This window comes from Streptomyces sp. NBC_00663, assembly GCF_036226885.1.
Lineage (GTDB): Bacteria > Actinomycetota > Actinomycetes > Streptomycetales > Streptomycetaceae > Streptomyces.
Window position 1 is genome coordinate 9,656,639 of record NZ_CP109027.1, and the last position, 20,275, is coordinate 9,676,913.

The 20,275-nt window shown below is 69.9% G+C and carries 16 protein-coding genes; 5 read left to right on the top strand and 11 right to left on the bottom strand.

Going from position 1 to position 20,275, the window contains the following annotated elements; genetic code table 11:
- Positions 1-8 precede the first annotated feature (8 nt).
- Genes OG866_RS43630 through OG866_RS43645 form a run of 4 tightly spaced genes read left to right on the top strand, consistent with a single transcriptional unit; the run spans position 9 to position 3,853 of the window.
- Entirely contained in the window at positions 9-938 is a 930-nt protein-coding gene (locus tag OG866_RS43630; protein WP_329343553.1) for an ABC transporter ATP-binding protein, read from the top strand.
- Positions 938-1,819: an ABC transporter permease gene (locus tag OG866_RS43635; RefSeq protein ID WP_329343555.1), complete on the top strand. Its 882-nt coding sequence runs from the start codon at positions 938-940 to the stop codon at positions 1,817-1,819. The genes OG866_RS43630 and OG866_RS43635 overlap by 1 nt, the downstream gene beginning before the upstream one ends.
- Before the next feature lie 25 nt (positions 1,820-1,844).
- Entirely contained in the window at positions 1,845-3,185 is a 1,341-nt protein-coding gene (locus OG866_RS43640; RefSeq protein WP_329343557.1) for a sensor histidine kinase, read from the top strand.
- Positions 3,182-3,853, top strand: coding sequence for a response regulator transcription factor (locus tag OG866_RS43645; RefSeq protein ID WP_329343559.1), 672 nt, complete (start codon positions 3,182-3,184; stop codon positions 3,851-3,853). Before OG866_RS43640 ends, OG866_RS43645 begins: the two co-directional genes overlap by 4 nt.
- Positions 3,854-4,147: 294 nt before the next feature.
- Here the strand turns inward: OG866_RS43645 and OG866_RS43650 are convergent, their stop codons facing one another.
- Positions 4,148-4,813, bottom strand: coding sequence for a TetR/AcrR family transcriptional regulator (locus OG866_RS43650; RefSeq protein WP_329343561.1), 666 nt, complete (start codon positions 4,811-4,813; stop codon positions 4,148-4,150).
- Positions 4,814-4,988: 175 nt separating this feature from the next.
- On the opposite strand from OG866_RS43650, the gene OG866_RS43655 reads away from it, so the two are divergent.
- Positions 4,989-6,497, top strand: coding sequence for an MFS transporter (locus OG866_RS43655; protein ID WP_329343563.1), 1,509 nt, complete (start codon positions 4,989-4,991; stop codon positions 6,495-6,497).
- Between the two features lie 351 nt (positions 6,498-6,848).
- On the opposite strand, the gene OG866_RS43660 is transcribed toward OG866_RS43655, so the two are convergent.
- The 10 genes from OG866_RS43660 to OG866_RS43705 form a co-directional block, all read right to left on the bottom strand.
- Entirely contained in the window at positions 6,849-8,174 is a 1,326-nt protein-coding gene (locus OG866_RS43660; protein WP_329343565.1) for an amidohydrolase family protein, read from the bottom strand.
- 59 nt (positions 8,175-8,233) lie between these two features.
- Positions 8,234-9,766: an FAD-dependent oxidoreductase gene (locus OG866_RS43665; protein WP_329343567.1), complete on the bottom strand. Its 1,533-nt coding sequence runs from the start codon at positions 9,764-9,766 to the stop codon at positions 8,234-8,236.
- Positions 9,763-10,668, bottom strand: a complete 906-nt coding sequence (locus tag OG866_RS43670; RefSeq protein ID WP_329343569.1) for an alpha/beta fold hydrolase — start codon at positions 10,666-10,668, stop codon at positions 9,763-9,765. The genes OG866_RS43665 and OG866_RS43670 overlap by 4 nt, the downstream gene beginning before the upstream one ends.
- Before the next feature lie 19 nt (positions 10,669-10,687).
- Positions 10,688-11,521: an alpha/beta fold hydrolase gene (locus tag OG866_RS43675; RefSeq protein WP_329343571.1), complete on the bottom strand. Its 834-nt coding sequence runs from the start codon at positions 11,519-11,521 to the stop codon at positions 10,688-10,690.
- A gap of 572 nt (positions 11,522-12,093) precedes the next feature.
- Entirely contained in the window at positions 12,094-13,653 is a 1,560-nt protein-coding gene (locus OG866_RS43680) for a carotenoid oxygenase family protein (RefSeq protein ID WP_329343573.1), read from the bottom strand.
- 92 nt (positions 13,654-13,745) lie between these two features.
- Positions 13,746-15,209, bottom strand: coding sequence for an aldehyde dehydrogenase family protein (locus OG866_RS43685; protein WP_329343575.1), 1,464 nt, complete (start codon positions 15,207-15,209; stop codon positions 13,746-13,748).
- Positions 15,210-15,814: 605 nt separating this feature from the next.
- Positions 15,815-16,603, bottom strand: coding sequence for an IclR family transcriptional regulator (locus OG866_RS43690; protein WP_329343577.1), 789 nt, complete (start codon positions 16,601-16,603; stop codon positions 15,815-15,817).
- Between the two features lie 44 nt (positions 16,604-16,647).
- A complete protein-coding gene (locus OG866_RS43695; protein WP_329343579.1) occupies positions 16,648-17,490 on the bottom strand; it encodes a fumarylacetoacetate hydrolase family protein in 843 nt (280 codons plus the stop codon).
- A complete protein-coding gene (locus OG866_RS43700; protein WP_329343581.1) occupies positions 17,487-19,259 on the bottom strand; it encodes an FAD-dependent monooxygenase in 1,773 nt (590 codons plus the stop codon). The genes OG866_RS43695 and OG866_RS43700 overlap by 4 nt, the downstream gene beginning before the upstream one ends.
- A gap of 43 nt (positions 19,260-19,302) precedes the next feature.
- Positions 19,303-19,797, bottom strand: coding sequence for a VOC family protein (locus OG866_RS43705; protein WP_329343583.1), 495 nt, complete (start codon positions 19,795-19,797; stop codon positions 19,303-19,305).
- Positions 19,798-20,275 lie beyond the last annotated feature (478 nt).

A 20,275-nucleotide genomic window follows, 5' to 3' on the forward strand; every position in this document is an offset into this window, starting at 1 on the left:
CCACTCCCATGATCGAAGCGCGTGAGCTGACGAAGCGGTACGGCGACAAGACGGTCGTCGACAACCTGAGCTTCACCGTCAAGCCCGGTGAGGTGACCGGCTTCCTGGGCCCCAACGGAGCGGGCAAGTCGACGACCATGCGCATGATCGTCGGCCTGGACTCACCCACCAGGGGTTCGGTCACCGTCAGCGGACGCTCCTACGCGCAGCACGCCGCGCCCTTGCATGAGATCGGCACGCTGCTGGAGGCCAAGTCCGTCCACCCCGGGCGCAGCGCTTTCAACCACCTGATGGCACTCGCGTACACCCACGGCATCTCGCGCAAGCGGGTCGAGGAGGTCATCGAGCTGGCGGGGTTGACCAGCGTGGCCGGCAAGCGCGTGGGCGCTTTCTCGCTCGGCATGGGCCAGCGGCTCGGCATCGCCTCGGCGCTCCTCGGTGACCCTGCGATCGTCATGCTCGACGAACCGGTCAACGGCCTTGACCCCGAGGGCGTGCTGTGGGTGCGCAATCTCCTGCGTGGGCTGGCCGACGAAGGGCGGGCCGTGATGCTCTCCTCGCACCTGATGAGCGAGACCGCGCTGATCGCCGACCATCTCGTGATCATCGGGCGCGGCCGGCTGCTCGCGGACACCACGGTCGACGACTTCACCCGGGAAGCCAGCGGTGGCGGCGTGAAGGTCGTGACCGGGGAGGCCGTCCGGCTCCGTTCGCTGCTGGCCGGCCCGCACGTCACGATCAGTTCCTCCTCCTCCGAGGAACTGCTGGTCACCGGGCGCGACGCTCGTGAGATCGGCGCCATCTCCGCGCAGCACGGAATACCGCTGTACGAACTGACCCCGCAGGCCGTCTCTCTGGAGGCGGCGTTCATGGATCTCACCCGCGACGTCGTCGAGTACCAGAGTGCTCCGGTCGACACGGAACGAAAGGCCGCCTGATGCCTACGACCGCACTCCGCCGTCCAGGAAGGCGCCAACCGGTGTCCGAGGCGCCCGATCCCCACACCCCCTCCGGGCGCACGACCTCCTACCAGGTGACCGGCATCCGGGTCCTGCGCTCGGAGTGGGCCAAGTTCTGGTCGCTGCGCTCCAGCTGGATCACCCTGGGCGTCGCCGCCTTCCTGCTCGTCCTCTTCGGGGCGATCGCCAGCTATACGTACAGTCCTGACGCGGTCGCGACCTCCGGGCCACCAGGACCGGGCTCCGGCAGTGACAGCGACGCGGTCAGCCTGGCCCTGAGCGGAGTCTCCTTGGCACAGCTCGCCATCGGCGTCCTCGGGGTACTGCTGGCCGCGGGCGAGTACAGCACCGGCATGATCCGCTCCACCCTCACCGCGGTGCCTCGCCGGCTGCCGGTGCTGTGGTCCAAGGCGGCCGTGATCGGGCCCATCGCCCTGATCCTCACCACCGTCGGTGCGCTGGCCGCGTTCCAGCTGGGCACCCCGGGCCTGGACGGCGAGAAGATCGCGCTCTCCCTGGGCGACGACGGTGTACTGCGCAGCCTGGCCGGCGCCGGTGTCTACCTCGGCCTGGTCGCCGTGTTCGGCGTGGCCCTGGGCATGCTGATCCGCTCCTCCGCCGGTGCCATCGCGGCCCTCGTCGGGATCCTGCTCGTACTGCCCGGTCTGGCATCGCTGTTGCCCGACTCCTGGTACGACACGCTCAGCCCCTACTTCCCCAGCAACGCCGGGTCGGCCGTCTACGCCCTGCACGAGTCCTCCGACTCCCTCTCACCGGGCGCAGGGCTCGCGGTCTTCGCCGGCTGGGTGGCGATCGCCCTCGTGGGTGCGGCGTTCCGGCTCCGCAAGACCGACGCCTGACCAGGGCATGAGGACAATGGTGTCCATGAGTGCGGAACGCGCGGCAGTCGCCGCGGACACCCCCCGGGGGGCGGCGCTCCCGCCACCCGCGTTCGACGCCGACTGGGCGCACCCCGTCCTGGGGCACATGTGGCGCGGTCAGCAGGACCGGCAGCGGCTGGACCGCCGCCATCCTTGGCTGCTCGACACGGCGGTGGTACTGGCCGTTGTCCTGATCGGCCTGCCCGACCTGCTCTCCGGGACCAGCCACGGCCCCTTCGGGGAGGCGGTGCACCGGAATCAGGGGCCGGACGGCCTCCTGTACCTCTTCACCGCGGGGCTCATCGTGCCGCTGTGGTGGCGGCGCAGGGCCCCGGCCGTGACCTTCTTCGTGATCGCGTCCGTGTCGCTCGTCCAGTGGTCCTTCGGGGTGTGGCAGCAAGCCGGTATCAGCACGCTCGTCGCGCTGTATTCCCTGGCCCTGCACGGCTCGTTGCGGATGCTGGGCTGGGCAGCGGCGGTCACGGTCGCCGAGACGACGGTGGCGGTCTGCTTCCTGGTGGACATCGGGAACCCGGTGCGCGGCCTGTTCTTCCTGCTGGGAACGGCGACGGCGGCCGTGGCCGTCGGGCTGACCCTGCGGATCCGCCGGATGTATCTGGCGGCGTTGGAGGACCGCGCCCAGCGTCTGGAGGTCGAACGCGACCAGCGCGTCAAGCTCACCGCCGCCGCCGAACGCGCCCGGGTCGCCCGCGAGATGCACGACATCGTCGGCCACAACCTCTCGGTCATGGTCACGGTCGCCGACGGCGCCGCGACCCTCGCCGCCAACCGGAACGAGCAGTCCACCGAGGCCCTGCGCGTCCTCGGTGACACCGGCCGACAGGCCATGAGCGAACTGCGCCGCATGCTGGGCGTGCTCCGCGAGGAACAGGAAGACGAACGGCTGCTCGGCCCGCAGCCCGGCATCCGAGATCTGGACGCCCTGCTGGCGCGGGTCCGGGCGGCGGGAGTGACGGTCACCTACCGGACCGTGGGCGACCTCGACGGCCTGGGCGACGGGGTGCAGCTCACCGTGTACCGCGTGGTTCAGGAATCGCTGACCAACACCCTCAAACACGCCGGGACCGGCACGTCCGCCGACGTCACCCTCGCCGCGGAGGGGGGCGAGGTACGGATCCGGGTCACCGACACCGGCATCCCGCCCGGGGCCCTACCGCGGGCCAAGCCGACGACGGAAGAAGACGGCCCCGGCCACGGGCTGGTCGGCATCCGCCAGCGAGCCGCCATGTACGGCGGGACCGTCACCATCGGACCGCGCGACACCGGCCACGGCTGGCTCGTGGACGTCGTGCTCGACGTACCGCCGGGAGAGCGCCTGTCATGACCACCGTCCTCATCGCCGACGACCAGCCCCTCCAGCGCCTGGGCGTCCGCATGCTCCTGCAAGGCACGCCGGGTCTGGAATCGGTCGGCGAGGCCGAACACGGCGCCGAGGCCGTCCGCATGGCCGCCGAACTCCGCCCCGACGTCGTCCTCATGGACGTCCGGATGCCCGGCATGGACGGCATCGAGGCCACCCGCCGCATCGTCGAGTCCGGCGGCCGCACCCGCGTCCTCATCGTCACCACCTTCGACCTGGACGAGTACGCCTACGAGGGACTGCGGGCCGGCGCCAGCGGCTTCCTGCTCAAGGACGCCCGCCCCGAGGAACTCGTCGCCGGGATTCACGCGGTTGCTACCGGCGACGCCGTCGTGGCGCCCCGCCTGACCCGGCGCCTGCTCGACGCCTACGCCCACCAGGTCCTCGCCCCGGCCCACGCCCCCGGGCCTCGGGATCCTCGCCTGCGAGCCCTCAGCGACCGCGAACAAGAGGTACTGGTCGCCATCGGCAACGGCTGGACCAACACGGAGATCGCCGAGCGGCTCGTGCTCAGCGAATCCACCGTGAAGAAGCACGTCGGCCGGGTCCTCGCCAAGATCGGAGCCCGTGACCGGATCCAGGCCGTGATCATGGCCTACGACGTCGGGCTGGTCCGGGCGAAGCCGCAGTAGCCGCTGTCCGCCGAGTACGAATTGACGGTCGTGGGCGAGGCGGCGAGCGGGGCCGACGGGTTCCTCCTCGACGACGCCGCTCCGGACGAACTGACCGTGGCCATCCGAGTCGTTGCCGCCGGAGGCGCGGTGATCACCCTGGCTTTGACCTGCGCTCTCGCCGATGTCGTCCGTCCAGCCACAGGCCGCGTCTCGGCATCCTCACCGGACGCGAACGTGATGTGCTCACGGCGGTGGCCTACGAGTCCGGGCTGGTCCGGCCGGCCGCCTGACGGGCGCGGTGCCGTGTCACCCTCAGGAGGGGCCCGCCGTCCCCGTCGCGAGCAGGCCGTTGACCACCAGGGCCGCCAACGACTCCGCCGTGGCCGTGAGTTGCTCCGGCGAGGCGGATTCCGGCCTGCCGAGGCGCCTCGCCAGCGGGGTGTCGAGCATGCCTGAGACGGGCGGGACGACGGCGAAGAACAGCACGTCCATCGGGACGGGTGCCATACGCCCGGCGGCCACGAGCCGCTCGATGCTGGGGGTCATGAGCCGCAGGGTCGGAGTGAAGTAGTGCTCGTACAGGTAGTCCAGCCGCTCGGTGTCCTGGGCGAACTCGACGACGACGACCCGTCCGATCAGGGGGGTGTCCACGGCGGACCGGTAGAAGCCGGTGATGACTCGCCGCAGGTACTCGGCGTCGTCGACCGATGTGTCCACCGGTGGCATGCTCGCCAGCTGCGCCCCCAGGGCGGCGTCCATCACCGCCCGCCAGAACGCGGCCTTGGACCCGTACCGGTCGTTGATGAAGTTGTGGCTCACGCCCAGGCGGCGGGCCAACTCGCGCGCGGAGGCGCGGTCGTACCCGAGCTCCGCGAAGGCCTCCAAGCCGCGCAGCAGGATGCTCTCCTCGTCGGGTACCGCGGGAGTGTCCGCGCCGGGGCGGCCCGGGCGTCGAGTGGATTCGGCTCTTGCGCCCACCCCTGCCTCCGATTCCTTCTGTGACCCGGACTGTGAAAGGCCATCTTAGGGGGTCTCGGATCAGTACTTGACACCTGTCAGAATAACTGTAATCTGACAGGTGTCAAGATGTGTGTCGGCCCAGTGCGCCGAGCACGTAAGGCACTCCCCTCGCCCACGCTTCGGAGTTCTCGCCATGCCCAGGAAGCCCACCGACACGGCCGCCGGTCCGGCCGTCACCGCCTTGCCGTCAGATCATCCGGCCTACCGCCACCGCTGGTGGATCCTCGCCGTCATCGGCGTCGCCCAGCTGATGGTCGTGCTGGACGCGACGATCGTGAACATCGCTCTGCCGTCCGCTCAGAAGGACCTGGGATTCTCCGACGGGGACCGGCAGTGGGTCGTCACCGCCTACGCGCTCGCCTTCGGCAGCCTTCTGCTGCTCGGCGGTCGGATTGCCGACCTCTTCGGCCGCAAGGTGACCTTCCTGGTCGGCCTTGTGGGCTTTGCCGGTGCCTCCGCGCTCGGCGGTGCCGCGAGCAGCTTCGAGATGCTCATCGTCGCCCGGGCCGCGCAGGGTCTGTTCGGCGCGCTGCTCGCCCCGGCCGCCCTGTCCCTGCTGACCACGACCTTCACCGACGCCAAGGAACGAGCCAAGGCCTTCGGCGTCTACGGTGCCATCGCCGGTGCGGGCGGTGCCATCGGGCTGCTCCTCGGCGGCGTGCTGACCGAGTACCTCGACTGGCGCTGGACCCTCTACGTCAACCTCGCCTTCGCAGGAGTCGCCTTCGTCGGCGGTGTGCTGCTGCTCCAGCGTGCCCGACGCGACAAGAGCGTGACGATTGACGTCCCTGGTGCCGTTCTGGTCTCCGGCGGTCTGTTCTGCCTGGTCTACGGCTTCTCCAACGCAGAGAGCCACGACTGGGACTCCTCGGCCACCTGGGGCTTTCTGCTCGCCGGAGCCGCGCTGCTCGCCGCATTCACCTGGTGGCAGACGCGCTCGGCCCACCCGCTGCTGCCGCTGCGGATCCTGCTCGACCGCAACCGGGGCGCCTCGTTCATCTCCGTGCTCATCACCGGCGCCGGCATGTTCGGTGTCTTCCTCTTCCTCACCTACTACCTGCAACAGAGCCTGGCCTACACCCCCGTCAAGACCGGGCTGGCCTTCCTGCCGATGGTCGCCGGGCTCATGCTCGCTTCCACCCTCGCCTCCACCGCGCTGATCCCCCGGTTCGGGCCCAAGCCGGTGGTGCCGCTGGGGATGGGTATGGCCGCGGCCGCCATGGTCTGGCTCACCGCGCTGGATCTGGGCAGCGGCTACGCCACGGACGTCCTGCCCCCGCTGGTCGTGGCGGGCCTCGGTCTCGGTCTGGTGATGGCCCCGTCCATGAGCCTGGCCACGGCAGGCGTGGGCGCGGAGGACGCCGGTGTCGCCTCGGCGGCCGTCAACACCATGCAGCAAGTGGGCGGCTCCCTCGGTACCGCCCTGCTGAACACCCTCTCCACCAGCGCCGCCACGGACTATCTGGCCGACAGGAACCCGAAGGACCCCGCTGTCATCGCCCAGGCCAGTCTGGAGGCCTACTCCACTGCCTACTGGTGGTCGGCCGCGTTCTTCCTGGCGGGGCTGGTTGTCAGCGTGCTGCTGTACCGGCGTGGGGCGCCCGCCGTGGACGCGGATGCCGCACCCGTGGTGCACATGTGAGGTCCCCTCACCCTTGGGGAGCGGCTCGCCGGACGCCCGGCGAGCCGCTTTCCGGCACCGGTGCGGTGGGCTCGTCGCTGAGCCGGGGGAGCAGGATCCGGAAGGTGGCGCCCTGGCGAGGGGCGAGTCGACCTCGACGTGGCCATCGTGGGCGGCGACCAGGGAACCTGACGCAGCCGGGCCTCGTCGGCGAGGGCCGGTGCGGAGCCCGGCAGGCCGACGTCGGCCGGACCGGTGAGCGTGACAGGACGGGCGCGGATCCGCGGGCTGGGGACGGCGGCCGTCGTACCGGCGAGGACGTAGTGCCGTGCCCGCCGGCACGCGGTTCCTGCCTTGAGCCTGTTGGGGGTGTCAGGCCTGAGGGTCTGCGGGCCCGATGCTGCGCAGCAGCCGCTCTCCGGACTCGCGGAGCCGGTCCTTGACGTCGTCGAGTCCCGACGTGAGCAGGGCGTGGTCGCGTTTGCGCCAGATGCCGGCGACCATCACCGCTTCGATGTTGGCGATGTCGGCGTGCAGGACAGTGGCGACCGGGTCGTGTGCCGGCCACAGGTTGAATGCCCGGGCCTCGACGGCGACCAGGTCGGCCTGCATGCCGGCCTCGATCCGGCCCACTCGGTCGGCCAGGCCCAGCGCCTTCGCCCCTTCGACCGTGGCCCAGGCCAGTGCCTGTTTGGCGGTGACCGAAGCGGTGTTGGCGTGCATGCCGGTCTCCTGCCGGTATTGGGCGTGATCCAGGCCGCGCTGGTGGGCCAGGGCGATGCGGGCCGCGGTGAGGAGCTTGCCGGGTACGGCGGTGTCGATGTCGGTGCCCAGGGAGGGCGCCGCGCCCAGGCGCAGCAGGGACCCGGTGATGGGCGTGCCGTGGCCTTGGCCCAGTTCGTTCTCCGGGGTGGTGGTGAAGGTGACGCCCGCCTCGACGAGCATCTCGATCCAGGTGCCGGGCAGGTCGACCCCGTGCACGATGTTGGTCAGAGGGCTGAACAGTCCGGCGGCGCGCACGGCTTCCCAGCCGGGTGCGGGTTCTCCGCCGCTCTGGTGCATGGAAACGACGAGGCCTCGTTCCGCGCCGGCTCGGAAATCGGCCACCGCGGCTTCCGGCGAGGAATACTGCGGCCCTTGCAGAGCCATGCCCACCGTCAGCAGGGCGTGCCCGCGGACGGGGCCGTCGAGCAGCCGGTCGATCTCGGCGAGCGGGTGAGGAGTCTCCGGCGACCGGTAGGGCGTGCCGTGCAGGAAGACGGCACGGATCCCGGCCTGGAGCAGTCCCTCCACGGCGGCGTCGGCGTGCTCGGGCGAGAGGGCGTTGTGGCACCAGTCGCCCACGGTGGTCGTACCGCAGTTGATCTGGTTCAGTGCGCCGGCGAGGTTGCTGATGTGCATGTCGGCCGGGGTGTAGTGCCCGACGCACTCGCCGTGGAGGTGGGTGAGGTACTCCATCAGCGTCCAGTCGGCGCCCGCGGAGCGCAGTGCGGTCTGCCAGGTGTGCAGGTGGGCGTTGACCAGGCCGGGGATGAGGATACGGCCGGAGAAGTCGACGTCCTCGGCGTCGGGTGCCTCGAGGTTCTCGCCGACGGCGGCGATACGGTCACCGTCGACGAGGACATCGGCGTGCTCGGCGTCCGGACGACCCGGCGCCATCGTGATGACCTGCGCCCCGCGCAGCAGTACGCGGCTCATGCGCCGGCCCCTGAACCGGGGGAGGTGCGGCTCTGCTGGGACATGGTGCGGCTCCTTGCTTAGGGCGTCATCGCCCGCGCGGCGGATTGTGTGGTGGTGAGGAAGTCCCGGGTGGCGATGTGCCCGATGTAGCCGTCGGGACGGATCAGCACCAGCGTGTCGCCGTCCAGGCCGTAAGCGTCCTTCAGCGCGTTCTCAGGGTCGGAAAGGGTGAGGCTGTCGGCGGCACGCGCCCCGACCGTCAGCCGCTTCAGCTGAGCGCCGGCTGTCGGCCAGGGGAGCACTGCGAGGTCGCGGGCGGCACCAGGGCCGTAGGCGAGGGCGGTGAAGTGCGGCCCGCGGCAGACGTCGAACAGCCGGGTCCCGGTCCCGTCAGCGCGGAGCAGCTGGGCGTCCGGGGCGCGGTCACCCACGCGCAGCGTCTTGGTGCGCATGCCGTCGGCGGGGGCGAGCGGACCGCCGTAGTAGGTCAGGGCGAGTTGCTGCTCGTCCTTGCCCCGCTTCATGCTCGACGGGTCGAGCTTGGCCATGCCGCCCCACTTCTCCGTGGACAGCCCCAGGACCCCGGCGGCGATCGGCTGCCGTTCCGCCTCGTAGGTGTTCAGCAGTGCCGCGCTCGCCCCGGCGAGGGTCTGACCGATTTTCCAGCCGAGGTTGTAGCCGTCCTGGATGCCGGTGTTCAGGCCCTGGGCGCCGGCCGGGGTGTGGACGTGGGCGGCGTCGCCGACGAGGAAGACGCGTCCTCGGCCATAGTGTTCCGCCAGGCGGATGTTCGGTCGGAACACCGACGTCCAGTGGATGTCGTGCAGCTGAATGCGCCGGTCGCGGGTGTGGGAGTGGATCCGCTGGAGGATGTCGTCCTTGTCCGAGGGCGGTTCCTCGTCGGGCCCGAGGCTGATCATCCACTGGAACATGTCGCTGCCGGGGAGCGGACAGGCGCCGATGCGCTTGCCGCCGCGGCCGGGCCACATGTGCCACCGGTTGCGGGCCAGCCCGGTCACGGTGGCATCGACGATGAGCATCCGGTCGCTCTCGTGCGTCGTCCCGACGAACCCGATGCCGAGTTGCTTGCGCACCGCGCTGGAACCGCCGTCCGCGCCTACGACGTACCGGGCGACGATCGCCTCGGTGCCGTCCCCGTCCGCCACCTTGGCGACCACCGTGTCCTCGTCCTGCGTCAGCTCGGTCAGTTCCCTGCCGAACTCGATCTCACGGCCGAGTTCGCTGAGCCGGGCGTGCAGTGCGCGGTCCGTGCGGAACTGAGGGATCAGCCAGGTGTTCGGGTAGGGGACGTCCGGGGTCGCGTCCCTGTGGCTGAACATCTTCCAGGGCACGGCGAGGGGGCCCGCATGGATCCCGAGCTTGGGATAGGTGCTGCCGCCGGCCAGCACCTCGTCGAGGGCACCGAGGTCTTCGAGGACTTCGAGGCTGCGGGGCTGGACGCCCTTGGCGCGGGACCCCTCGAAGGCACGGGGAGACCTGTCGATGATCCGTACGTCGAGTCCCCGCCGTACGAGGTCGATCGCCACGGCGGAGCCCGACGGGCCCGCACCGATGACCAGTACGTCGATGACCTGCTGCGGGTTGTTCATGAGTCGAGCCTCTCGGCGGGTGCGGCCACGAACGGGACGATCTGATCGGCGACGTGGCGCGGGCGTTCGAATGGGGCCATGTGCCCACACTCGGGAATCACATGACGATGCTGGGGCTTCAGCAGGGCGCGGGCCGTGTCGAGGTGGGCCAGGGGTGTGACGTCGTCCTCGTCGCCCCACAGGAGCAGCGTGGGAATGCCCAGTGCGCCCGTCTGCCGGAAGAGGTCGTCACGGCCGGAGACCGGCAGGTGTTGCAGCGTGTCGAAGACGGCGTACAGCGAACCCTCGAAGCGAAAGGCTTCGAGGACCATATCCGTGAGTTTCGAGCCGAGTTCGGGGTCGCGGACGTTGTGCCCGAGGTGCTCCTGGAGTATCCGGCGGCCGCGCCGCCGGGCGACGACACCGGCCACCAGATCGTTGCGCAGTATCCGGTGAGGGGAGGTCGGCCGCGGTTTCGCGAGACCGGCGGGGCCGACGATGGTCAGGGTGGCCACCAGCGCGCGGTGCCGGGCGGCGTAGGTCATGGCGACCAGCGCGCCCATGGAGGTGCCCACGAGATGCAGCGGGCGCGTGGTCAGGCCGAGCCGTTCGGTCAGCTCGGTCAGCTGTCGCGCGAAGAGGGTTTCGTCGTAGCGCGCCCGCACCCGGTCCGAGTAGCCGCGGCCGTAGGCGCTACAGGTCAGAGTCCGCAGCCCGCGGGCGTTCAACTCGTTGACGAGGCCGTCCCAGTAGAAGAGCGGGATGGTCAGGCCGCCCGCCATCACGACCAATTCCCCGTCCTCTGGGCCCCTTAGTTCGTAGTGCGTGACGCCGTCGGAGAGTTCGACGAAACTGCCGCGCAGGGCTTGCCGCGATTCGGCGGTGAGCTGTCGGTCCTCGCCCTGTGCGACGAAGTACTTCATGGAACGGGCCTCCTTGGCCTCAGTGCGTGGGGGTGTCGGTGGAGGAGCGCAGGAACTTCGCGATCGCGTCCGAGACCCAGTGGGGCTCCTCTTCGGGCAGCAGGTGACCGCCGTGGGGGTGCACGAGTTCTGTGGCGCCGGGGATGTCACGGGTGAAGTGCTGGCCGTCGATGCCCGCGCTGCGCAGTACGAGCGTGGGTGTCGTGATGCGGGGGATCTGCGCGCTGCGGTCGGGCTGATCCGTGTTGCAGAGGTCGACGAAGGCGGAGCGGTTCCCGGGCCGGTTCATGAGCTGGTGGGCGCGGTCCACCAGGGCGTCGTCCACGATCGTCGAGTGCGAGCCGACGTTCGAGCGCAGGTTGCGCTCGATGGCGCCGCGCGGCATCACCCGCCGCAACAGGGGTCGCAGTAGGGGGTTGCGTGTCAGGCGCATGCCTGCCGGTATCTCTTTCTCCGGGTATCCGGTGGCATTGACCAGCACCAGGCCGGACAGCCGCTCCGGATGGTCCAGCGCGAGGTTCCAGGCGATGTTGCCGCCCAGCGAATTGCCCGCCACCGCGTAGCGCGGCACGCCCAGGGTCTCCAGGAAGTCCGCCACCGTCGCCGTGTAGGTCGGGATGCGGTAGTCGCGGTCGTGGCGAGGTCCGGTCAGGCCGAACCCCGGCAGGTCGGGGCGGATGACGTCGAACGACTCCGACAGCAGGTCCGCCGCCCGGTCGAAGTGCTGAAGCGACGACGCGCTGCCGTGCAGCAGGACGAGTGCCGGGCCGCCGCCGGCGCGTTTGTAGTGGATCCGCAGTCCACCCACCACGACGAACCGGGAATCGGGCTGCGGCTCAGACCAGGTACTCATAATGGCTACACTGTTCCCGATAAGGTGATCGTGTCAAGTGCAGGTCCTGGGAAGTCGCGGCTTCGCGGCCTACGACGTCGAGAGCACGCTTCGGGGTCGCCTCGCCGGGGTGGCGGCAGTTCACCCGTCGTGGACCTGGCGATGCCGAAGCCGATGCGGCTGGGCCGGCTCGAGGGGCCGTGCCTTCGCATGCTGCGCCCGAGCAGTGAGGGCCTGGACCGCAGTATCTCGAGCGTCGCCGCTGACACCAAGGTCAGCGAGGTGCGAGTGCGTGCCTGTGCCTCGTCGACCTCGTCGGTGCTGCTCCCGGCCGAGCATCGGCATCGTCCGCTCGGCCGTCACCGCGTCCGACATCGGCAGCCGCTCGGCCCTGCCGGTGACAGTGAGCTCATCGCTGACCTCGTGGTGACCTGTGAGGGGGAAATACCGAGTACGGAGTGGCTGTCCGGAACGGGGCCGGCCGATCAGATGGGCGTCGGCAGCGAACACACCTGCGTCACCGTGGCCGGGACGTGCCGTTTCCCGGCAGCCGGGCGCCCGGCGACGGATCTGCCCGGCCGCTTTCGAGGGTCTCAGCCAGTGCCGCCGCGCGAGGCCGAGACGGCACGGTCCAGGGTTGCGTGATCAGCCCAGTTGCCATGGAAGCCGAACGGGACGCGGCTCGGGAGCTTGACCCTTGCCAGAGGAGTACGGCGCAGGTCGGCGGCGTCATGGACGAGCAACTCGGACAACCCGCTGAGGCGGTTCCACCACAGGGTCAGCAGGTAACCATCGTCCTCCGAGGTGGCGTTCTGGCGGGCCACGAAGACGGGTTCACCAGGGCTGGTCAGCGCCTCGGGACCCTCGATCACGGTCGTGGCGTCGCTCAGGAAGTCATGCTTGGCCAGGCCGTCGCTCATGGTGTCCGCGGCCAACGCGCGCGTGGTGACGAAGTAGCCGTAGCGGTGCTCCCGGCCGGTGTACGCGTCGTTGATCCGCGGGAACTCACCGGCGACACCGCTGGTCATCTCCTCCGTCGCCGAGCCGGTGGCCAGGTCGACTCGCCAGCGGTGGGGCAGGGCCGGAGGGAACCAGGAGTGGGAGGTGACGGGAGTGTCGAGCCGGTCGGCAGGAGTGCCCAGGCGGGTGATGCGGTGCCCGTCGACGATGACCTGTCCATCGCACTCGTAGGCGTTGTAGAAGTGGGTGTTGGCCCAGTGGCCGCCCACCTCGTGCCAGGTGGCGGTGTGGGTGCGGCGGTCCATGAGCACGATCTGTACGCCGTGCGGGAGCGATGCCTCGTCCCATACGACTCCCGGCCTTCCCCGCATGATGTGGTCCAGCCGGAACTGGGCCGGGGTGACGAAGAAGATCGCGTAATGGTCGGTGACGGCGAAGTCGTGCATCAGCACGGGCACTTTGATGCCGAGGCTGTGGCTTTCCACGACGTGCCCGGTCTTCACGTCCGCCCGGTACCAGGTGATGACCGGCCCGGTCGCGGCGAAGAAGAGCATGTCGCCGCTGTCTGGGTCGATCTTGTAGTGGGCGGTGCACAGTACGTCGATGCCGCCGTGGAAATCGTGGGTGCCGTACGTCTCCAGGGTCTCGGGGTGCATCGCGTACGGCAGGCCGCCCTCGTAATAGACGAGCAGGTGGTCACCGAAGACACCGACGTTGGTGTTCGCCACGTTCTTCGCGGGTGGAGCGCCCTGGGGGAGCGGACCGGGGGTGCCGCCGTTGGCGAATCCGCTGTAGACGGCCTCGCCCTGCTCCACCTCGAACTTCATGGAATCGGTCATCACCCAGCGGGTGCGGAACGCGGCCCGCCCCTCGCGCAGATAGATTCCGCACACCATGCCGTCGCCCTCCCACCAGTGATAGCGGCCGGGATCGCGAGGCTGGAAACGGGGGTTGGACGAGACCCGGAACAGCGCCCCTGCGAGGTCGGCCGGGATCTCCCCGTCCACCTCCAGGTCGTAGGCCTCGGTCTCTTCCGTCCAGGGGGTGAAGGGGCCGTCGAGGAACTTGTTGTGGTGCGCCCAGCCGGCGGCGTCCTGTGCCAGCCGTGGGACCGACGGCCGGAGCACGGCACGCGGCGCGATCGTCATCGGGTCGGGCGGGACCAGGCCCGGGCCGGAGGTGACTGAGGTCATCGGAGTGCTCCAGGTGCGGGTGGGGGAGTCGATCTGAGGGAGCGGGAGCGGTCCTTGCCGGGCCTCCATGTCCGGGAGGCCGTGGGTCATGGTCAGAACGGGTAGCCGGGGATCTCCTGGCGGACGGTGACCCACTGCTGCTCGGTGAATGCCTCGAGGTTGGCGGCGGCGCCTCCGTGGCGGGAGCCGTTGCCCGAGTCGCCGACGCCGCCGAACGGGATGGTCGACTCGTCGTTCACGGTCTGGTCGTTGATGTGCACCAGGCCGGTCGGGATGCGGTCGGCCAGCGCCAGGCCCTTGGCCACATCGCGGGTCAGGATGCCGAGCGAGAGCCCGTACTCGCTGTCGGAGGCCAGCCGGGCGGCCTCGTCGAGATCCTGGAAAGTCACTACGGGCGCGACAGGGCCGAAGATCTCCTCCGCGTAGGCGCGGGCGGTGAGCGGGACGTCGGCCAGCACGGTGGGCCGGTAGAACAGGCCTTCATGGGTACCACCGGCAGCGAGCCGTGCTCCCGCGGTGACACTGTCGGAGACCACGGCATGGACGGCCCGCAGCTGACCCTCGTCGATCATGGGGCCCATCAGGACCGTGCCGGTCATCGGATCACCCACGGGTGTGGCGTCGGCATGCTCGGCGAGACGGGCTGTGTACTCCTCGGCGATCGAGGAGTGCACGAGATGACGGCCGGCGGCCATGCAGACCTGCCCGGCGTTGAAGAAGGAGCCGAAAGCGCCCGCGGACACGGCCTTGTCGAGGTCGGCGTCGTCCAGGACGACCAGCGCCGAGTTGCCGCCCAGCTCCAGGTGGACCCGCTTGAGCCGCTGCGCGGCTGCCGCCGCGATGGCCTTCCCCGCCCGAGTGGAGCCGGTGAAGGCGATGACGGGCACGCGCGGGTGCTCCACCAGCGCCGCGCCGACGGCGGCGCCACCGGGCAGGACGTGCAGGACGCCCTCGGGAAGCCCTGCCTCCTCGAAGATCCGCGCGATGGTGACACCGCCGCAGATCGCGGTGCGCGGATCGGGCTTGAGAACGACCGCGTTGCCCAGGGCCAGCGCCGGAGCCACCGCACGCATGGCCAGCAACATCGGCGCGTTGAAGGGGGAGATGACACCGACCACGCCCACCGGGCGCCGCCGCGAGAACGACAGTCGGTCCTGGGCTGACCGGAGCACTTCTCCATAGGGAGCCGCAGCGAGTGCGGCGGCCTCGTGGCACTCCTCGGCCCCACCATCGGTCGCCTGGGTGTCCGCGAACAGCCGCGGCGCGCCCGACTCGCGCACGATCCACTCCGCTATCTCCGCCTGGTGCCGCTCGAACAGGGCCGCAGCGCGCCGCAGCACCCGCGCACGCTCCACGTACGGCACCGCCGCCCATGCGCGTTGGGCCTGCTGCGCGTGCGCCACGGCCCGGTCCACATCGGCGGGAGAGGCTGCGCCGACGCGGCCCAGCGTCTTTCCGGTCGCCGGCTCGGTGGAGTCGTGCGGCTCACCCGAGCCCTTGACCCATCCGCCCGAGAAGATCCGCTCCTGCCAGTCGGCTGCATCGAGAAGGGTCATGGTGTTCCGTTCTGCGTAGGTGACATGGGAAGGCGCACCGTCTGCGCCGTCCCTCGGTCCCGGAGGCATCGCGCCAGATGGCGCTGGTCACTCGGTCGGAACCGGGCCGCGGCCCGCTCGGAAAGACTGGGGTGTCCCGTTGGGCAGGACTCGCATCTTGATTAACAGGACATTGCCGTTGAATGTCAAGCGATATGCCGAAGGCTGCGGCGACGGGTCGTCGTGCCGGCATGCCCGGGGTGCCGCAGCGTCGGTTCTGGAGGAGCGCCGGGCCCCGGCAGGCTTGCAGCAAGCACAGTATTTTCCTGAATGTGGGGAACTGTACGATGGCGGCGATGGGTCAGGGGCCCACGCTTGGATCGAGACGTCCGAGGGCTTCGCCCCGACGCACTTCTTCAACGACACCCAGGGGCGACAGGGTGCCTGGGCGCAATGGGACCGGCCTGCGACTGCGGCCTGGACGGGGACTCCTCGGCGGCGCGGCCACGGTCGACGCCTCGGCCGGGAGGCAACCGCCGGATACCGGGACCGCTGTCGGCGGCCCCGGTATCCGGCGTGGGCGGGACCCTTCCTTCAGGTACGCCTCGTTCGGCGCTGCCCGGGTGTCAGCCTCCGACGGCTGTCAGTCGCTCGCTGATCTCCCGTGCCGTCTCCTGAACCTTCCCGGCCAGCTCCGCCTCCGCCTCGGGGAACACGCGCGAGGCCAAGGCCGCGATGCTCACCGCTGCCACCACCTGCTGGTGCTCGTCGCGGACGGGAGCGGCGACACCCATCACGTCGGCGTCGAGTTCACCACGAGTGACCGAGTAGCCGGCGCGCCGGATGTGGGCCAGTCGCTGCATGAGCGTGTCGACGTCCGTGAGGGTGGCGGGAGTGAAACGGCGCAGGTCTGCTGATTCAAGAAGCCGTCGGGCTTCGTCTTCGGGAACCCAGGCCAGCAGGACGAGTGCCGAAGCGCCCGCGTTGAGGGGGAGAGTGCTGCCTCTCTCGTAGGAGATGCGCACGGCGCCCGTCCCCGCTTCGGCCCGATCGACGCACACGACCAGCTCTCCGGTCCGCCTGGTGAGCAGGACCGTCTCGCGCACGTCCTCGGCGAGCGTCGTCATCGCCGGGAGGGCGACTTCGGACAGGCCGTAGCTGCGGCGTGCCAGCCGGGCGATCTCCATGACGCGCAGCCCCAGCCGGAAGCCTCCACCCGGCGCCTCTTCGAGGAAGCGGCTGCTCACGAGGCTCTGGAGGTACCGGTACGCGGTCGAGCGAGCCACGCCGAGTCGCTCGGCCACAGCGGTGCCGGAGACGACGAGGTGGGTGTCGGTGAACATGAGCAGGATGTCCAGGGCCCGGTCGGCCGTGGAGTTACGCTCGCGATAGCTGGTGGACGCTGTTCCTGACATGCGAGACATCGTAACGGGTGTCGGGGTGTCATGGGCACCAGGCGTCACCATCGGTCCTTGACGACTGTATTGCGCAGTTCGCCGATCCCCTCGACGACCGTGACGAGTTCCTGCCCCGGCCGGAGAAAGACCTTGGGATCGCGGCCGGCACCCACGCCTCCCGGCGTACCCGTGGCGATCAGGTCGCCCGGCAGCAGCGTGATGATGGTGCTGACGTACGCGATGATCGCGGCGACGTCGAAGAGCAGGTCCGCCGTGTTGGACTTCTGCATCGTGATGCCGTCCACAAGGCAGCTGATCGTCAGCCCGGCCGCACCGCGCGGCAGTTCGTCCGGTGTGACGAGCGAGGGTCCCACCGGGGTGGTGGCCTCGAAGGTCTTGCCGGACAGGAACTCACGGGTGCGATGCTGCCAGTCCCGGACGGTGACGTCGTTGAGGACGGTGTAGCCCGCGACATGTGACAGCGCCCGGTCCGGCGACACGTGCCGCGCGCGGTGTCCGATCACCACACCGAGCTCGGCCTCCCAGTCCAGGTCATCGCTCACCGGCGGGATGTGCACGTCGTCGTAGGCTCCGACGAGAGAGCCGTCGTACTTGGCGAACAGGGTCGGATGGGCCGGGGTCGCGCGGCCCATCTCCTGGATGTGTGTGGCGTAGTTGAGGCCCAGACACACGACCTTGTTCGGGTGAGGGACGACGGGAGCGAGGGACGCGGACGACAGGGAGATACGGTCGCCGTCCTCGGCGGCCGCGCGTTCAGGCCAGTCGTCGCCGCTCGACAGCAGTTCGCCGACGTCGGAGTAGGGCAGCAGAATGAGCTCGTCCCCTTCCTGGCGCGCAGCGGCTGTGCCGCGCTCGTCGTGCAGCCGGACGGTGCTGAGCCTCATCGGGGCCCTCCTTGTGTCTTGGAAGCGCTCTTGGTGACGGGGTGCGCGGTCGGTGCGGGCCGCGGCAGGACGGCCTCGTGATCGATCTGCGCCGGGCCGTCTGGCACGGGAACGGGGACATCGCGCCCCGGACCGGGCGCGAAGCGACGCAGGCTGTGCGAGACACGCTCTGCTTGGTCGGGTCGGAAGACGGCCGCGATCAGCCGGTCGGGGCGTACCAGCACGAAGTGTCCTTTGAGCCCGCCGAACAGGGCCTGGAGTCGGCCGTCGGCGTCGGCCACGGCGGTGCGCCCCGGGCGGTCGCGCGGGTAGCGGTCGCCGAGGACGACGGATACCCGCTTGCCCGCGGGCAGACCGGCGTGTACGGCGGTGTTCCAGTCGGTGTCGGTGACGCCCACGCCCAGCAGGCTCCAGCCACGGCCGAGCACATGGTCGAGCCGGGTGACCTGAAGGCGCGGGCCGTGCAGGACGCGTGGCTGCGGAAGAGCTGTGCCCACCGGCGACCTGTTGTTGCCGTCGAAGGGGACGACGGCGCCCGAACGAACGCGGGTGTTCGGCCGGTAGCGCATCTCGGTGAGGTACCGGCGCCCCTGCGGGGTGTGCATGGCGGTGCGCACCAGCAGATCGCGCAGCCGCGCCCGGCTGCGGCTCGTCGTCATGACGATGCGGCCGAGCCGGACCGAGAGGTCGATGACGGCCTGGGCATGTGGGCGGCGTTCGGTGTCATAGGTGTCGAGCAGGGTGTCTCCCGCCCGTCCGGCCAGGACGTCGGCGAGCTTCCAGCAGAGGTTGGCCGCGTCTCGTACACCGGAGTTGAGTCCCTGGCCCGCGAAAGGCGGCATCATGTGGGCGGCGTCGCCCAGAAGGAAGCAGCGTCCGTCGCGCAGGCGGTCGGCCAGCAGGGCGTGGAACGTGTACGACACGGCGCGCTCGACCTGGTCCGGGGTGATCTCGCGGTACGGCCGCAACAGGTCGCGTACCAGTTCGAACGGTGGGGGATCGCCGGGCAGACCCTCCCCGGGGTGCAGCAGGAACTCGTAGCGGCACCGGCCGTCGCGGCCCGGCACGACGACCGTGGGGCGGCCGGGGTCGCCCAAATGCATGCCGTAGCGCTGGTCGTGGGGATCTCCCACCGTGTCGGCGACCAGCCACACGTCGGGAAAGCTGCGCCCCCGCATGGGGATGGACAGCAGCTCACGGACGGTGCTGCGTCCGCCGTCGCAGCCGAGGACGTACGAGACGTCGAAGTGCTCGACCGGTCCCGTGCCCTCGCTCGGTCCGATTCCGACCCGTACCCGGTCGGAGTGCTGTTCCAGCGAGAACAGCCGGGTGCCGAAACGGGTTTCGACGTCGGGGCGGCCGTGCAGTTCCTCAACCAGCACCCGCTCCAGGTCGGGTTGGGCGAAGGGGTTCTTGAACGGGTGCCCGAACCGCTGGTCGCCGAGGCCGCGGGCGTGCACGAGGGGTCGGTTGCCGACGCCGAAGTACTTCGTTCCCGTGCCGGGCACGATGATCGGGTACACCGCCCCGTCGATGCCGGCTGCTTGGAGCGTGCGCAGCGACTCGTCGTCCAGGCTGATCGCCTTGGCGTCGTTGCTCGTTGTCGGATTGCGCTCGACGAGCAGGACGCGTATGCCGAGCGAGCCGAGCAGATGGACGGCCGTGAGCCCCGTCGGACCGGCGCCGACCACGAGTACGTCGGCTTGCACCGAGGTGGCCGAAGCGAATCTTCGTTCCGGTTCCGGTTGCGGTGTCTGGGGATTGCTCATGGGCGGGACTCCATCGATCGGCTGCGTGTGAGGGTGCGGTGGGCTACTGGACCGGCTGGTACGCCGGGCCGCCCTCGGTCAGCAGCCGCTCCACGTCGGCCATCACGTCGGCGGGCTCCTGGTCGAGGTCGAGGGTCTTGCGGAACGGCTGCCGCACGTCGCGCTCCACCCGCAGATACACCTCGTTGCGGTTGCCCTCGGGGTCGAAGAAGTAGATACCGATCGCGTTGCCGTGGGTGACTTCCTGCTGCACCTCGATGCCCTCGGCGCGGAACCGGTGGTGGAAGTCGATGACCGACTCCAGGGAGTCCACTCGCCACGACACCTGATGCGTGAGCTTGGCGCCGTCGTGGGCTGTCCGCCCGCGCTGCAGGACGAACTCGTGGTGCTCCTGCTCAGGGCGGGAGGAGAGGAAGACGATGCCCAGTTCCTCGTCCTCGTCGGTCACGGTCAGGCCCAGGACCCGCGTGTAGAAGTCGCGCATGGCGTCGAGGTCGTGCACCCAGAAACCGGTGTGGCCGAGACCAGTAATCGCCATGGTGTGTCTCCTTTTTCAGGATCAGAGTTTTGTTTTACAGGACAATAGGTGGGTGCTGAGCGGGACGTCAACCGTTGACTGTGGGGCGCGCCAGGTGTGTGTCGCTGATGCCGTGGAGGGGTGCGGACCGGGAGAGTGCATGTTCCGGACCTTGCGTCTCCTGCGCCCCTGCTTTCGGAGCGGGCTCGGGTGGCGAAGGCAAACGTCCGCAAGCGATCGTGACCCGCCCGCGCGGACGCCTGGTCGGTGAGGCCGAGACACCTCGGTGCGGTCGGCCGAGTGGTACCGCAGTACCACTTGGGCACCGAAGATTCCCCTCCGGTCCCAGGGTTTTGGCCTGGTGCGCTCCTAGCTTCGAAGAACACCGCCGCGGGGCATCCGCGCCGAGTCCACGTCCCAGGCAGGAAAGGCCCACTCCATTGTTCGAAGCGCGTGAGCTGACGAAGCGGTACGGCGACAAGACGGTCGTCGACAACCT